Origin of the sequence: Novosphingobium resinovorum (genome assembly GCF_036352595.1) — a bacterium.
GTDB classification, from domain to species: Bacteria; Pseudomonadota; Alphaproteobacteria; order Sphingomonadales; family Sphingomonadaceae; genus Novosphingobium; species Novosphingobium resinovorum_B.
Genome location: NZ_JAZFAX010000003.1, coordinates 179,263 through 195,387 on the forward strand (window position 1 = coordinate 179,263; position 16,125 = coordinate 195,387).

A 16,125-nucleotide genomic window follows, 5' to 3' on the forward strand; every position below is an offset into this window, starting at 1 on the left:
GCGGCGGATCCGGCCATATCGGCGGCCATGTCGGTGATCGGGGCGGGGCTGCGGCGATGACCTCGCTGTGGATCGGCATCGGCCTGGTGATGGCGGGGGCGCTCCTGCTCTACCTGTCTTCTCCGAACCAGTCGGTCACGCCCTTGCCCCGCCGCGCCTGCGGCCGGGGTGGGGCCGCCGTGCTGCTGGCGGGGCAGGGCGTGCTGCTGGCATGGGCCGGCCCCGCGACCGCGGTGTTCATCGCGCTGACGTTCGCCTCGCTGGTATGGAGCCTCGTCCCGCTCCTCGCCCTGTGGCTGCGGGCGCGCGGCGAGGCGGGGCGGTGAGCGCGCCGCGGCTGACCAGCCGCGACTGGCTGGGCAAGGCGAGCGCGGGGCTGGTCCTCGGCTTCGTGCTGGCGCTGGGCCTGAGCGGCCTGCTCGCCTGGGCGATCGGGGTGAGCGACACGTTCTTCTCGGCCCGGGGGCAGCTGGCGATGTGGTCGATGTCGCCGGTCTGGTGCATCGTGCTCAGCCTGTGCTTCCTGTTCCGTTCGGGCTTGCGGGCCTGGGCCGTGCTGGGGCTCGCCAGCGCCGCCGTCTGGGCGGCGCTCTACGCGACGGGGATGCTGGAGGGCATGTCCGCATGAAAGTGCGCACCGATATCGTTCGGATGTACAAGGACATCCACGGCTGGGTCGGCATCGTTTCGGGCCTGGCGCTGTTCGTCGCCTTCTATGCCGGCGCGATCACGATGTTCGAGGAGCCGCTGCAGCGCTGGGCCTCGCCGCCCGGCGCGCTGGCGGCGCCGGTGCCGGTCGAGCGCACGCCCGAACTCGTGCGCGCCGTGCTGGCCGCGCACCCGGAAGCGGCCAAGGGCTATCAGGTCAACCTGCAGATCGGCCGCGAAAACCCGGCGCGGGTAAGCTGGCAGGCCGGCGATCGCGGCGGCGACGAGCACGGCGCGCGCCGCACCTATTACGCCGCGCTCGGTGCCGACGGAAAGCTGCAGGTCGAGGAACACGGCCCGTCGCCGGTCGCCCAGTTCGTCGACGTGCTGCACCAGCAGGTCGGGCTGATGCTCGACCACGAAGTCGCCATGCCGATCATGGGCGCGATCGCGCTGCTCTACGCGATCGCGTTGGTGTCCGGCCTGATCGTGCTGTTGCCGAGCCTGGTGAAGGATCTCTTCGCGCTGCGCGCCGGAAAGAACGTCAAGCGCATGTGGCTGGACGTGCATAACCTGCTCGGCGTGTTCAGCCTGCCGTTTCACATCGTCATGGCGCTGACCGCCGTGGTCTTCGCCTTTCACGACCAGTTCTACGATGCGCAGGGCGCGACTTTCTCGCATGCCGAGGAACGCCCCGCCGGGGCCGGGCCGAAGCCTCCCGTGCCGGGCGACCGGGTGGAGCCTCTGGCTCCGGCGCGCGTGGTGCGCAGCCTCGCGCGCGAGGTGCCGGGCTTCACGCCGGTGGCGCTGGCTTACGGCAAGGGGCGTGACGGCGCGCTCACGTTGCGGGCGATGGGGCGGGATCCGCGCTACGGGCTGCGCGGGCCGACGTACACGCTGGCGATCCTCGATCCCGCGACCGGCGCTGTGAAGAACGCCGATTACCTCGGCGGCAGGCAGGATGGCTGGGGCGCCGCGATCACCAGCTTCTTCGCGCTGCACTTCGGCAGCTTCGGCGGCACCGGTGTGCGCTGGGCCTACTTCCTGCTCGGCCTGGCAGGGGCGTTCCTGTTCTACACCGGCAACCTGCTGTGGGTGGAAAGCCGCCGCCGGCGCGAGCGCAAGGCGGGCGCAGTCACCCAGACCCGATCGACGCAAGTGCTGGGCGCGCTGACGGTCGGGGTTCCGCTGGGATGCATCGCGGGCATCTCGGTGACCATCGCCGCCGCCAAGCTGCTGGGCACGGGCGCCACCGAGCCGATGCACAGCCTGATCTATCACGCTGTCTTCCTGGGCTTCACCGGCTGGGCGCTCGTGCGGGGCAGCGCTCGCGGGGCCGTGGAGCTGCTGCCCGCCAGTGCGCTTGCCATGGCCTGCATTCCGCTGTCGAGCATCGTGTTCGCGGCGGTCCATCCGCTGCAGGTTCCCGCCGTGGACATCGCCGCCGGAGCCGCCGCGATCGCACTGATGGCCGCCTGGAACTCGACGCGCCGCCGGGTCGCCACGGGCCCTGCCGACAGCGTCTGGAGCGCAGGCAGGCAGCCAGCCTGATTCACTTCCGGCGCCTTTCGGCCCGGCTCTCCACCACGTGAACATCGACCGCCCCGGCCTGTCCGGGGCGGTCGCATGCGTTTTCACCGCCCGCTTTCCAGAAGCCTCCCAACCACCCATTCTCGTTCCCGCCACGCAGATAGTCGATCGGTATCATACCTCAAAATCGTAGAACGATATTGACAGATGATAGGAGGATGGCGATACCTGCACGCCACGGAGGATGGAAGGGGAGCAAATTCCCGCGCCTCGTGGCTCCAAGGAGGGAGGAAACTGAGATGGCGATAGGCAATCGAATTGCGTGCCAACACAAGGCGCTCGGGCGGATGTTGCTGGGGGCGGTGTCGCTTACGGGACTGGCCAGCGCGAACGCCGCATGGGCGCAGGATGCGACAAACACTCCGAGCGCATCGGCGAACGAGATCATCGTGACCGCCAACAAGCGCGAGCAGTCGATCAACGACGTCGGGCTTTCCATCACCGCGCAATCGGGCGAGGCGCTGATGGAGCGCGGGATCAGCTCGCCCACCGACCTCGGCAAGATCGTGCCGGGCCTGACGGTCCAGCCCTCGCCGTTCAATACTCCGGTCTATACCCTGCGCGGCATCGGCTTCTACGAGACGACGCTGTCCGCTGCGCCGACCGTCGCGGTCTATACCGACGAAGTGGCGTTGCCGTTCAGCGCCACCACGCGCGGCGCCGCGTTCGACATCCAGCGCGTCGAGGTGTTGAAAGGCCCGCAGGGCACCCTGTTCGGCCAGAACACCACCGGCGGCGCGATCAACTACGTGGTCAACAAGCCGACCGAAGTGTTCGATGCCGGTCTTGATCTCAGCTACGGCCGCTTCAACGAGATCGACACCACCGCCTTCATCAGCGGCCCGATCACCGAAGGCGTCAAGGCGCGCCTCGCGGTGCGCGGCGTCCACAGCGACGACTGGCAGTACAGCTACACCCGCGACGACAGCCTCGGCCGCAAGCGTCAGCTGCAGGGCCGCTTCCAGCTGGCGATCGAGCCGACCAGCAACTTCCGCCTGCTGCTCAATGCCAATGGCTGGATCGACAAGGGCGATACCCAGGCCGCGCAGTTGGTCGAGGATACTTGCGCGGAATCCACCGCAGGCACCTGCGGCAGCCCGCAGGCCGCGGCATTCCGCGACTATCCGCGCGCGCCGGACAAGGCCCGCGCGGCCGACTGGGGCTACGGCATCTTTGGTCGCCGTCCCAAGCGTGACGACCGGTTCTGGCAGCTCAGCGCCCGCGCCGACCTCGACCTGAACGAGAACCTGACGCTGACTTCGGTGACCGCCTATTCCGATTACAAGACGGATTCGGTGCAGGACTTCGACGGCGCTACGATGTTCTCGGTGGACACCAACACCACCGGCTTCATCAAGGACTTCGCGCAGGAACTGCGCCTGTCTGGGAAGTATGGGGCGCTCAACGTCATCGTCGGCGGCAATTACAACCGTTCGCGCACGTTCGACCGGCTGTTCTACAACTTCAGCGAAGGCCCGTCGGCCAACCCGCTCTACATGATCCCCGGTGCGCCGCATGGCGAGCTGACATTCAACTACTCGCGCCAGAACGTGAAGTCCTACGCCGCCTTCGGCAACGTGGAGTTCGAACTGTCCCCGCAGCTGACGCTGATCGGCGGCGCCCGCTACACCAACACCAAGCGCAGCTTCGAAGGTTGCACCAACGACTTTGGCGGCGGCACCGCCGAATGGTGGAACGCGATCTTCGGCACCAATGTCCAGCCCGGCGGCTGCCTGACCTTCACGCCGACGTTCCCGGTGATCTTCGATCCCGCCGACTTCGACCAGCTCAACGAGGACAACATCTCGTGGAACGCCGGGGTCAATTACAAGACCGACAGCGACATGCTGCTCTATGCCCGTGTCAGCCGGGGCTACAAGTCGGGCAGCTTCCCGACCGCCTCCGTCGCCAGCTACAGCGGCTATACCCCGGTCAAGCAGGAGTCCGTCACCGCCTATGAAGCGGGTGTGAAGGCCCCGTTCGGCAACGGTCTGGTCGAGATTTCCGCCGCTGCATTCTACTACGATTACAAGGACAAGCAGCTGCGCGGCCGCAAGCCCGATCCGGTGTTCGGCACCCTCGACGGGCTGGTGCAGATCCCCAAGAGCCGCGTCTACGGCTTCGAGACGCAGATCGACGTGCGCCCCACCGACGGCCTGCGCATCTCCGCCGGCATGACCTACATCGACACCAAGATCACCGAGTTCACCGGCTACGACGCGCTGGGCGAACTGCACGATTTCGCGGGTCAGAAGTTCCCTTACGCCCCGGCGATCACCGCGATCGGCGATGCGCAGTACGACTGGGCGGTGGGCAGCGCCAATGCCTATATCGGCGCTTCGGTCACTTACAACAGCCAGACCAGCAGCGCGCTGGCGAACAGCAACACCCAGTACGTCGACCGGGACAGCCGCTTCCAGATCAAGGAATACGCGCTGCTCGACCTGCGGGCAGGTGTGAAGCTGCACGACGACAAGATCCGCATCGGTGCCTGGGTGCGCAACGTGACCAACACGTTCTACTGGACCAACATCCAGGACAACCTCGCCTCGATCTCGCGCTTCACCGGCATGCCGCGCACGTACGGCATCCAGCTCGGCTGGCGCTACTGACCTCTCCGTTGCCCCGCGGCCCTTGCTTCAGGGCCGCGGGGTCTTTTTGGATAGGCAAGATCGTATTACGATAACGACAGGCGATTCGTCGCAAATCCGGCAACCGGATCGAACGATGCGCCGCAATGGAGAGCACCGATGGCCACGCAGCCCTACGAGCAGCCGCATGTCGCGATGTCGACGCCCATCGTGGCGCGGATCCCGCTGATCCCGCCGCGTGATCGCGCGCACGGCCCGTTGACGGCGCGGCGGCTAGGGCGTTTCTACCTTGGCCTTGCGGTGGTCTTCGCGCTGGCGGTACTGCCGGTGGTGCTGGGCATGAGCGCGCAGTGGAAGGCCTTCGGATTGGGGCTGATCTTCCCCGGCGGCGGGTTCCTCTATGCGGGCGGGGTGGTCGGCGTGCTGGGCGCGCTGGCCTCGATCGCCGCCTTTGCGGTGATCCTGTTCATCTGGTGGGCGCGCGGGCCGATCATCGCGCCGCCCGGCGTGCTGATCGGCACCGCGCTGCTCTCCGCCGCGTGGATCGAGGGGAGAGGCGGCGTCGCCTTCGTCGAATATGCGCTGCCGGCGGGCGTGCTGGCGGCGTTCTGCGTCATGGCGCTGAGGCGCCGCACGCACTTCGCCCGCCAGCAGGCGCGGGGGGAGGAACTCAACCGCGTGATCGCCCGGGCCGAGCCGATCCTGCGCGACGCGCCGGTGGAGGCCGGGCCGGAGATGCCCGATGGCCAGATCGGCGAGTATCGGCGCATGCTCGACCTCGCGCTGCAGCCGGTGGACAGCTGGACCGGCTTTTCGACCGGCGACACCTGGCAGGACGGCGCGCTGCGCTATCAGATCTGCACGATGTCGTGGAACCTCGCCTTCGGGCAGTACACGCAGTTGCCCGCGTTCCATGGCTACCTCAACACCGCGCAGGAAAACCTGATCCGCAAGCACGTGGACCGCAAGACGTGGAACTACTGGTTCTGGGAAAGCCTGTGGGGCAACCTGAAGCTGGAGAAGAACCCGGTCGCCACCGACAACATCATGCTGTCGGGCTTCATGGGCGTCTCGCTCGGCCTGTTCGAGACGGCCAGCGGTACCTCGCCCTTCGCGGGCAAGGAGGCGCTGACCTTCCGCTGGGACGAGAAGACCGCGTTCCCCTACAGCCACGAAACGCTGATGGACGAAGTGGTGAAGAACTTCCGCCGCTACGACATCGGCTGGTTCCCGTGCGAGCCGCGCTGGATCTATTCGATGTGCAACCTCGTCGGCCGCACCGCGCTGGCGCTGCACGATGCGCGCAACGGCACCGACATGATCGGCAAGGTCGGCGACCGCTTCGAGCAGACGATGGAGCAGGAAATGATGATGGCCGACGGGCGGGTGAAGGTCTGCACCTCCTCCCCCTTCGGCTTCACCGTGCCCAGCCTCTCGGGCCTGTTCGGCGAGACCTGGGGCATCCGCTTCCTCACCCCCCACGCGCCCGATCAGGCCGAGCGGCTGTGGCAGGTGCTCAAGCAGGACTTCATCGCCCGCCGCCCTGACGGTACGCTCGATTTCAAGCTGCTGCCGCTGGGCTGGGACACGCGCAAGCCCGCCAACTTCTCGTTCGCGCAGTGGCCCGAACTGAACCCGCTGACGATGGTGCTGTGGGCCGCGCTGGAGATGGGCGACGAGGAGATCATCGCCGCCACCCGCGAGAGCATCGACGCGCAGTACAACTCCGGCATGGCCGATGCGCTGACCTGGACCCGCCGCAATACCGTGCGCGACATGGTCACCAAGGGCCTGCCGGAAGCGTGGAAGACCGGCCCGCTACTGGCCGAGGCGCGCTATCCCGAAACCATCGTTACCCGCGCGGTCAGCGACGGGCGCGACTTGTCGCTGGTGCTGCGGGCAGGGGAAGGCCCGGCGCGTGTCAGTCTCGGCTTCGCGCGGCTGGTGCCGGCTACGCGCTACCGCGTGGTGCAGACCGGGCAGGAACTGCAGGCCGGGCCGGACGGCAAGGCGGCGCTGGCGTTCGACCTCGACATGCGCAGCGAACTGCATCTGGTTCCGCTGGCCTGACGGGCGATGGCCTGCTGCATCCTCGCCGCGATCCTGATCGCGCAGATCATGGCGGTGCTGCGGCGCTGGGCGGTGTTCTTCGGCGTGGCGAGGCCGGGCGAGTTCGACGATCCCGACACCCTCCCGCGCCGCGCCCGCGCATGGCTGGCGCGGCCGAGGGTGCGGGCGGTGGTCGGCACGCTGGTAGCGGTGGAACTGCTGGCGGCGGGCAGCTGGATTTATGTCGAGCACGGCACTCACCTCTACCGGCTGGGCGACCAGACTTATGCGGCCTTGCGCGGCCAGCGCGTGATCTACAGCGCCGACTGCGGCGCGCCGGGAGAGCGCTATGCCGTGCGCATCGTCCTCGACGAGAGCGGCCGCGTGATCCGCAGCGAGCGGGTGGCCGCGCGGTCGTGACCGGAATAAAGAGGAATCACGCGAAGGCGAGGAGACGCGGAGGATCAGCGCCTGCGGCGCAGCCGCATTTGGCTTCAAGGCAGCGGTTTACGCTCGGCCTGACGACGGAATGAGCCTGCGGCTCCAAGCGGCACCTTTGCGCCTTCGCGCCTTCGCGTGAACCATTCTTCGTTCTTCCAGGCGGTTCGCCCAACGTCCGCTTCGGGCCCGAACCCGAACAGCGAAGATCGTGTTGGCTGAGCGGAAAGCTGGCGCCCTGCCGCTCAGCGGGTTCGGGCAGGCAGCTTGGAACAACCAGTGATGCAAGGTCAGGCGTCCTGCCGCACCGGCGCCTGCGTCGGCGGCGCCTCGACCACCGGTTTCGGCTGCGTCAACTCGCCGATTTTCGCGCGATAGGCCGCGATGTTGCCCAGCTTCACGTCCTCGTAGCCCCGGATCAGGTCGGGCAGGGCGGCCAGCGCTAGTACCGTCTCCGGCTCCGTGGCGAGCCGGGGCAGCATGCTGCGGATCATCGCGCGGTATTCGCCGATCAGTGCCTTTTCCTGCGCGCGGACCACGCCGATGCCGAACAGGTCGAGCGGACCACCGCGCACGCGCCGGGCCCATGCCAGCAGCCGCGCCATGGGTACGAACCAGCGGCCCATCTTCACCTTCCTGCGCACGCCCAGACGGCGCAGGAACGTCGGGTGCAGCCACCACTGGAACGCCTGCCCGCGTGCGATCCGGCCGCTGGCGACATCGCGGTCGTAGGCCTCGACGAAGAGGCGCGCGACTTCGTATTCGTCCTTGTAGGCCATCAGCTTGTACAGGTTCACGCCCAGCGTCTCGACCAGCGCCGCGCGGTGCGGCGAGCCGATGGCGGCCCCGGCGATCTCCTCGACGAAGCCCAGCCACTCATCCGCATAAGCGCGGCTCTGGAAGGCTTCGAGTTCGCCGAAGCGCAGTTGCAGGCGTTCGGTCGCGGCGGCGGGCAGGACGAGGGCCCGCACCCTTGCGGCAGCATCGTCGGCGATCACCGGCGCGGGCACGGGCGGATTCTCGCGCGCGTCCACGGCGGCGTCGAAGGCGGCGCGGTCGAGCACGGCGAAGCGGCCCCAGCGGAACGCGGCGATATTGGTCTTCACCGCAACGCCGTTCAGCGTCATCGCCCGCTCCAGCGCGGCGGCGGAGATGGGCAGCGCGCCGGCCTGATAGGCCGCGCCGATCATCATCATGTTCGCCGCCACCTCGTTGCCGAACAGCAGCCGCGCCGCGCGCAGGCCGTCGACCGCAATCGCGGTGGAGCGCATGTGCGCGCCGATCCGCGAGAGCAGGATCTCCTTTTCGGGATAGGGCGTGCGCACATCGGTGACGGTGCCGCCGGTGGGCACCGGATCGCAGTTGCCCACGAAGATCGTGCGATCGGGCCGCGCCACTTTCAGATGCACCGGATCGGCGCCGGTCAGCAGGTCGAAGGCGACGTAGGCGTCGGCCTGCCCGTCGGCGATGCGCACGGCCCCGGCGACGGGCGCGCGGTCGATATGCAGCATCGACACCACCGGCCCGGCCTTCTGGCTGGAGCCGATCTGGTCGATCGAGCGCACGTGCAGCCCCTCCAGCGCGGCGGCCATGCCCAGCACCTGGTTGACCGTCACCACGCCGGTCCCGCCGATCCCCGCCATCAGCATCGCATAGCCGCGATCGGGCAGCACTGCGCCGGGATCGGAGAGGGCGATGGGCGGCTCGCCCACCGGCTCGACCCTGGCTTCCTGCATCCCGCCGTCGACGGTGATGAACGAGGGGCAATCGCCCAGCAGGCACGAGAAGTCCGAATTGCACGAAGTCTGGTTGATCCGCGTCTTGCGGCCGAATTCGGTCTCGAACGGCTCGACGCTGAGGCAGTTGGACTTGACCCCGCAATCGCCGCAGCCTTCGCAGATGCGCGGGTTGATGTAGACCTTGTCGGTCTTCACCGCGAGGTTGCCGCGCTTGCGCAGGCGGCGTTTCTCGGCGGCGCACTGCTGGTCGTTGATGAGCACGGTGACGCCCTTGATCGCCGCCAGTTCGCCTTCGACCGCCAGCAGGTCGTCGCGGTGGCGCACCGAGGCGAGCGCGGGCAGGGCTAGCCCCTTGTATCGCTCCGGCTCGTCGGTGGTGACGACGATGCGCTGGACGCCTTCGGCCTTCAGCTGGTCGATGATGCCGGGCACGCTCTTGCCCGCGAACACGTCCTGCCCGCCGGTCATCGCCACGGCCGAATTGTAGAGCAGCTTGTAGGTGATGTTGATCCCAGCCGCTGCCGCGAAGCGGATCGCCAGGCTGCCCGAATGGGCATATGTCCCGTCGCCCAGGTTCTGGAAGAAGTGCTCGGTTTCGGTGAAGCGGTGGGCGCCGACGAACTGCGCGCCTTCGCCGCCCATCTGCGTGTAGCCGGTGACTTCGCCCATGATCGGGCCCATCCACAAGGTCATGATGTGGCAGCCGATCCCGGCGCCGACGACCGACCCCTCCGGCACGCGCAGCGACCGGTTGTGCGGGCAGCCCGAACAGAAATAGGGCTGGCGCGCGGTGGAAAGCGGCGCGTTCACCGCGCCGGGGTTTGCGGGAACAGGTGTGCGCTCGATGCCCAGCCATGTCGCCAGCGCGGTTGCCATGATCTCCACCGAAAGCTCGCCGCAGGCGGTCAGCAGCAGGCGGCCTTCGGGATCGCCCCGGCCCCAGATGACCGGCGCGTCGGGCTTGCCGTAGAGCATGTCCTTGAGCGCGAGTTCGAGGAACGGGCGCTTGTCCTCCACCACGAAGACGCTTTCCAGCCCGGCCGCGAATTCGCCCGCCGTCTCGTGGTCGAAGGGATAGAGCATGCCCATCTTGAGGATGCGGATGCCGCGTGCCTCCAGTTCGGCGTCGTCGATGCCGAGCAGGCGCAGCGCCTCGCGCAAGTCGTAGTAGCTCTTGCCGCCGACGAGGATGCCCTGCCTTGCCCGCTCGCCCGCGCCGAGCACGCGGTTGAGGCCGTTGAGGCGGCCATAGGCGCGCGCGATTTCGAGGCGGCCGTAATAGATCTCCCGCTCACGCGCGATCATCGGCGGGCCCGCCTCGTTCGCGTGGAAGCGGGGGGTGTAGGGGCGGCCGTCGTATTCGATCGCGGGGATGACGGGCTGCACCCGGTTCGGCCCGAGGTCGGCGGTCGCGGCGGAATCGGCGACGTCGGCGATCAGCTTGAAGCCCACCCACAGCCCCGCCGCGCGCGACAGGGCATAGCCGTGACGGCCGTAGTCGAGCACTTCCTGCACGTTCCCCGGCGCCAGCACCGGCATGTAGAAGCTGCTGAAGATGGTGTTGGAATCGGACGGCAGGATGGTGGAGCGCGCATGGGGATCGTCGCCCGCCACGCACAGCACCCCGCCATAGGCGGCGGTGCCGTGGAAGTTGGCGTGGTGGAAGGCGTCGGCCGCGCGGTCGACGCCCGGCGCCTTGCCGAACCACAGGCCGAAGACGCCGTCGAACTTGGGCTTCGGAAGTTCCCCCACCATCTGCGTGCCGTAGAGCGCGGTGGCGGCCAGTTCCTCGTTCAGCCCCAGCTGGTGGAACACGTTCTCGGCCTCGAAATGCGGCGCATTACGCATCATCTCGCTGTCGACCCCGCCCAGCGGCGAGCCGGGGTAGCCGGACACCAGCCCGGCCGTGTTCAGCCCCGCCGCGCGGTCAGCGCGGGCCTGGTCGATCAGCACGCGCAGCATCGCTTGCATGCCCGTGAGGTACGTGCGCCCGCTCGTCTGCGTGTAGCGTTCCTTCAGGCTGATCGGCAGCAATTCGTTGGTCATCGCATCCTGCTCCGCGGGGCCACCGTCAGGTCCAGGCCGTCTTGCGGCCCTCGATCCGCGCGCCTTCCTCCAACTCGCCGACTTCGAGGAGTTCGACCGTCAGGCGCTCGATCTCGTCCATGTCGGCCTCGTAACCCAGCCCCGGCTTAGTGGGCGCGCTGACCCAGCCGTCGGCATCGATCCACAGCTTGTCCTTCATGCCGATGTCGAGGCAACCCTGCGGCACCGCGATCTCGACGAAATCGCAGTAATGGGTGGAGAGCATGACGTGCAGGTGCGCGGCCATGACGCTGACGGTGCCGTAGCTGTGCGGTTCGAACTTCATCTGGTTCGCTTCGCAGAAGGCGGCGGCCTTGCGCATGGCGGAGATGCCGCCGATCCAGTCGCCGATGGCGCGGATGGAATCGACCGCGCCGACGTACTTGGGATAGGCGCGCAGGCCCTGCTCGACGCTTTCCACCGCCGTCACCGGCAGGTCCAGCGCCTCGCTCAGCATGCGCAGGCCCGGGATGTCGGAATCGGGCAGCGGGGTTTCGTACCAGTAGAAGTTCAGCTCATCGAGCGCGCGGCCCACCTTGAGCGCGCCCTGCCGGTCGTACTCGTTGATCGGGTCGAGCATCAGGTCCATCGTGTCGCCCACCGCCTCGCGCACCTTGCGGCAGATTGCGATGTCCTTGTCGGGGATGCCGGAGGGGTGGATCTTGTAGGCGTTGAAGCCCTGATCGCGGCATTCGAGCGCCAGCTGGCAGTATTCCTCGGGCGTGGCATAGTAGAAGGTGCTGGCATAAGCGCGGATACGGTTGCGCGCGGCGCCGAGCAGGCGATAGATCGGCTCGCCGTGGGCCTTGCCGATGAGATCCCACAGGCAGATGTCGATGGCGCTGGCGACGGGCGTGGGGCGCTCCAGCCGGTCGGTCAATTCGAACGAGATCGCCTCCACCTCATGCGGATCGCGGCCGATCAGCACCGACTGCAGGCCGGGGAGGGCGTATTTGAACTCCATCGGGCTCATCAGGTAGGTCAGGCACTGGCCCTCGACGCCGGGCACGTCGGTCAGCAGGCGCACGAAGACATGGTCGAGGCTGCGCGCGGCCCACTGCTCCTTCCACTTGTAGATCGGCTCGGTGCGCTTGAGGATGTGGGCCTTGATGCCGGTGATCTTCATCTGAATGCTCTCCCAAATGTCCGTCTTATGCGGTCTTGCCCGAGGATCGGGCGCGGAAGGCGGCAAGCGCCGCCTCGAATTCCGGCTCGTAAGTACACAGGATCTGGTTGCGGTCTTCCAGCGCGATGACCTGCTCCAGCCCGCCTGCGTCGATGGCGCAGTTGAGCGCCTCCTTGGTCAGCCGCAGGCCGAGCGGGGCGGTGGCCAGCATGTCGTCCACGAAACCCTGCACCACCGCGTCGATCTCGTCCGGCGGGGCGACGGCGGAGACGAGGCCGCCGCCCAGGGCGCGGGGCGCATCGATGAAGCGGCCGGTCATCAGGAACTCGGCGGCGAACCCGGCCCCGGCGATGCGCGGCAGGAAGTAGCTGACGCCGATGTCGCAGCCGCTGAGGCCGATCTTCACGAAGGCCGCGTTCATCCGCAGGTCCGGCGTGGCGACGCGCACGTCGGCCGCCAGCGCCAGCGCGAAGCCGCCGCCGCTCGCCGCGCCGGTAAGGTGGGCGATGATCGGCTGCGGGCAGCGGCGCATGGCGATGACGATCTCGCTGATCCGCCGCTGGGCGATGAGCGAACCGGCGGCAGTGGGATCGGCGCGGCCCTGCCGCTCCTTCATGTCGAGCCCGGCGCAGAAATGCTTGCCGGTCGAACCCAGCACCACCACGCGGATGTCGCTGCGCCAGTAGAGCCCCGCGAACAGGCGGCCGAGTTCGGCGATCAGGCGGTCGCTCAGGCTGTTCGCGGCATTCGGACGGTCGATGGTGACGCGCAGCACCGCGCCGTCATGGCGCAGCACGAGGTCGTGGAAGCTGGCGGGGTCAAGCGCGTCGTGCCCGTCAGGCAGGCGCGCAGGATCGGTTGCGTCCGACATGGTCTGTTATCACTCTCCTTGAGGACGGCATAACATGGTCGGATAAGATTACAACACGTTTTCCATCATACCACGACTTCCAGCTCCTCGATATGCGGCGGCTCGGTCAGGAAGCCTTCGAGCAGGGGCATCAGTTCGACGACCAGCGGCTGGGCAAGGTGGCTGTCGGAGGCCGCCATGTCGCGCCAGACTTCGATCACGGTCCAGCGTCCGGCCTCGTCCGCGAAGAGATCGTAGCGGATGCAGCCGGGTTCCTTGCGGGTTTCGATGACGAGGGCCTTCAGGCGCTCGCCGAGTTCCGCGTGGCGTTCCGGGCGGGTGGTGAAGCGGACGATCCTGGGGATCTGGGGCATTCTGGTTCTCCCGTTCAATTGCATCGTGTTATAATATTTTTAACTTGCCCTCATCGCGACGAGCGTGGAATCGATAGAGGACCGGCGTGGGACAGGGCTTTACGCAGCATATCCGTGCTGCCGGGGGCATTCGGCTGTTCTGTTTTTAATCGATAGGCAGCTTGCGCCCCATTCCTCCCCCTTGGGGGAGGGGAACCATGCGCAGCATGGTGGAGGGGCACGCGGTGGATCGCCGGACCTCGATCGGCGGGCGTTTGGAAGCGTATCGACGCGATGGCATGCGAACCGCGGGTGCCCCTCCACCACCCTGCGGGTGGTCCCCCTCCCCGTGCCGGGGAGGAACCGACGGCCGCTTCCCACCCAAATCCGCCGTCACCCTGAACTTGTTTCAGGGTCCATCAAGCCGATAACTCGGTTTCGTGATCAGCGAACCGAGATAGCAGTTTGCGGCACAACATACCGGCACCAACTGCCCGATGGATCCTGAAACAAGTTCAGGATGACGCAAGGCGAGGGGCAATGGCAGCGCCCCACCCAAACCCGCCGTCAGAGGATGAAGCGCGGCGGGCGGAATGAAGTTCGCTACCCCATTGCCCGCCCGCCTGCGCGGCTCAGTACCGCGCGATCGTGGCGTTATCGATGACGTCCCAGTCTATCTCGTAGCCGAGGCCCGGCGCGGTGGGGGCGTGGACCCAGCCGTTCTCGTCGATATGGACGATATCCTTCATGCCGAAGTCGAGGCCGTGGCGCGGATAGGGCATCTCGAAATAGGTGCAGTTCCGGCACGAGAGCATGTAGTGCAGGTGCGCCGCCTGGACGATGGTGGAGCCATAGGCGTGCGGCTCCATGCGGCGGCCGAGCATCTCCGCCGTGGCGCCGATCTTGCGCATGCCGGTGATGCCGCCGATGAGATCGCCGACCCCGCGCACCGAATCCGCCGCGCCTTCGACAAGGATGCTGCCCAGTTGCTGCGGCCCGCGCATCATCGCCTCGCCCATCAGCACCGGAATGTCGAGCGACTGGCACAGCTGGCGGAAACCGGCGATGTCCCAGTCGGGCATCGGGTCTTCGTACCAGAAGAAGTCCAGCTTCTCGAGCGCGCGGCCGACCTTGATCGCGTCTTCCCAGTCGTAGCTGTTGGTGGCGTCGAACATGAGCACGTAGTCGGGGCCAACGGCCTCGCGGGCGAGGCGGGCGGCCTCGATGTCCATCTTCGGATCGGGCTTGGCGCGCAGCTTGGCGGCGGGAACGCCGCGCTGCTTGGCCGCCAGGATCAGGTCGGCGACCTCCTGCGCGGTGTCCTGCGACTGCATGGTGTCGTAGACCGGCACTTTGTCGCGATAGGCGCCCAGCAGCTTGTAGACCGGCAGGTTCGCCATCTTGCCGGCGATGTCCCACAGCGCGAAGTCGATCTGGCTGGCGGCCTTGGGCGGGATCAGGAAGCGCGCCATGCCCATCATGTCGTGCCACAGCTTCTCGCGGTTGAGCGGGTCCTGACCCAGTATCATGGGCTTGAGGAAGTGATCGGCGGACTGCGCGATCTCGTGCGGGGCGGCGGGCAGCCAGGAGGTGGAGTAGCCGGTGATGCCTTCGTCGGTTTCCAGCTCGAACACGGTCATCGTCATGCTCACGGGCGGCAAGTCCTTGCGCCACATGAACTTGAAGTCGTCGGGCTGGACCACCCGGATCTTGAGTTCGGAGATACGCAAGACAATCCCTTTCGCAGCAATATTGAGAAGACTTCAGAGCTTGCTTCGGTGCGGCACCGGCCCGCTCCCCCACCCGGCCGCCCACAGGATATCGCCGATGGACGGACGGGTGGGGGAGCGGGCCGGTGCCGCGAAATTCAGGCCATGACTCCGCCGCCGTTGACCTGGATGACCTCGCCGGTCGTCCAGCTGGCGCGCGAACTGGCAAGGAACAGCACGGCCTCGGTCACTTCCTCCGGCGTGCCGCGCCGTTGCAGCGGGATGCCCCGGTCGACTTCGTCGACGGCGCCGGTGGTGTCGCTCTCGGTCATGGCGATCGCGGTTTCGGTGAGCAGCGGACCGGGCGAGACGCAGTTGACGCGCACGGCGGGCGCCAGCTCGGCGGCGATGGCGCGGCTGAACGCCTCGACCGCGCCCTTGCTGGCGGCATAGAGCGAGAGCCCCGGCGTCGGCGTGCGCGCGGCGATGGACGAGATGTTGACGATGCTGCCCTTGCCGCGCTGCGCCATGCCCGGCGCGATCTCGCGGCAGATGCGGAACAGGGCGTCGAAGTTGCAGGTCATCACGTCGCGCAGCATCGCATCGTCGGCATCGGCGAGGAGGGCGGCGGGGAAGATCCCGGCGTTGTTGACGAGGATCGTCGCCCCGCCCAGCACATCGGCCGCCTCGCGCAGCCGCGCCGCCATGCCCGCATCGTCGAACGATGCGGCGACGCAGCGGACCTCGACGGCGAAGTCGGAACGGATGCCCGCCGCGATCTCCTCCAGCCGCGCCGGGTCGCGCGCGGTGATGACGAGGGCGGCGCCCTCCTGCGCCATGCGCCGCGCGACGACGAGGCCGAGGCCGCGCGAACAGCCGGTGATGACGGCGACTTCGCCGCCGAGGATTCCAGTCATCGTCTTCTCCCCCGGATGCGGTCGTTTGCG

General features: G+C 67.6%; 12 protein-coding genes. 6 read left to right on the forward strand and 6 right to left on the reverse strand.

Going from position 1 to position 16,125, the window contains the following annotated elements:
* The first annotated feature begins 56 nt into the window (after nt 1-56).
* The 6 genes from V2S85_RS05075 (at nt 57) to V2S85_RS05100 (ending at nt 7,298) form a co-directional block, all read left to right on the forward strand.
* The gene (locus V2S85_RS05075) at nt 57-326 is read left to right on the forward strand and encodes a hypothetical protein (RefSeq protein ID WP_330701783.1); all 270 of its coding nucleotides are present in this window, start codon (nt 57-59) and stop codon (nt 324-326) included.
* Nucleotides 323-628, forward strand: a complete 306-nt coding sequence (locus V2S85_RS05080) for a hypothetical protein (protein WP_330701784.1) — start codon at nt 323-325, stop codon at nt 626-628. The genes V2S85_RS05075 and V2S85_RS05080 overlap by 4 nt, the downstream gene beginning before the upstream one ends.
* Nucleotides 625-2,199 (forward strand): PepSY-associated TM helix domain-containing protein, encoded by a 1,575-nt coding sequence (locus V2S85_RS05085; protein WP_330701785.1) that lies wholly within the window; start codon nt 625-627, stop codon nt 2,197-2,199. The genes V2S85_RS05080 and V2S85_RS05085 overlap by 4 nt, the downstream gene beginning before the upstream one ends.
* 326 nt (nt 2,200-2,525) lie before the next feature.
* Nucleotides 2,526-4,850: a TonB-dependent receptor gene (locus tag V2S85_RS05090; RefSeq protein WP_330701786.1), complete on the forward strand. Its 2,325-nt coding sequence runs from the start codon at nt 2,526-2,528 to the stop codon at nt 4,848-4,850.
* A 138-nt stretch (nt 4,851-4,988) separates the two neighbouring features.
* Complete coding sequence (locus tag V2S85_RS05095; protein WP_330701787.1) at nt 4,989-6,899, forward strand: hypothetical protein; 1,911 nt, start codon at nt 4,989-4,991, stop codon at nt 6,897-6,899.
* 6 nt (nt 6,900-6,905) lie between these two features.
* The gene (locus V2S85_RS05100; RefSeq protein ID WP_330701788.1) at nt 6,906-7,298 is read left to right on the forward strand and encodes a hypothetical protein; all 393 of its coding nucleotides are present in this window, start codon (nt 6,906-6,908) and stop codon (nt 7,296-7,298) included.
* A 308-nt stretch (nt 7,299-7,606) separates the two neighbouring features.
* Here the strand turns inward: V2S85_RS05100 and V2S85_RS05105 are convergent, their stop codons facing one another.
* The 6 genes from V2S85_RS05105 to V2S85_RS05130 all read right to left on the reverse strand — a co-directional run bounded on the left by V2S85_RS05105 (nt 7,607) and on the right by V2S85_RS05130 (nt 16,095).
* A complete protein-coding gene (locus tag V2S85_RS05105) occupies nt 7,607-11,101 on the reverse strand; it encodes an indolepyruvate ferredoxin oxidoreductase family protein (protein ID WP_330701789.1) in 3,495 nt (1,164 codons plus the stop codon).
* Nucleotides 11,102-11,126: 25 nt separating this feature from the next.
* On the reverse strand, nt 11,127-12,266 hold the full coding sequence (locus V2S85_RS05110; protein ID WP_330701790.1) for an enolase C-terminal domain-like protein: 1,140 nt from the start codon (nt 12,264-12,266) through the stop codon (nt 11,127-11,129).
* A 25-nt stretch (nt 12,267-12,291) separates the two neighbouring features.
* Entirely contained in the window at nt 12,292-13,137 is an 846-nt protein-coding gene (locus tag V2S85_RS05115) for an enoyl-CoA hydratase/isomerase family protein (protein WP_330701791.1), read from the reverse strand.
* 65 nt (nt 13,138-13,202) lie between these two features.
* Entirely contained in the window at nt 13,203-13,490 is a 288-nt protein-coding gene (locus V2S85_RS05120; RefSeq protein WP_330701792.1) for a putative quinol monooxygenase, read from the reverse strand.
* 611 nt (nt 13,491-14,101) lie between these two features.
* On the reverse strand, nt 14,102-15,199 hold the full coding sequence (locus tag V2S85_RS05125) for an enolase C-terminal domain-like protein (protein ID WP_330701793.1): 1,098 nt from the start codon (nt 15,197-15,199) through the stop codon (nt 14,102-14,104).
* A gap of 137 nt (nt 15,200-15,336) precedes the next feature.
* A complete protein-coding gene (locus tag V2S85_RS05130; RefSeq protein WP_330701794.1) occupies nt 15,337-16,095 on the reverse strand; it encodes an SDR family NAD(P)-dependent oxidoreductase in 759 nt (252 codons plus the stop codon).
* Nucleotides 16,096-16,125 lie beyond the last annotated feature (30 nt).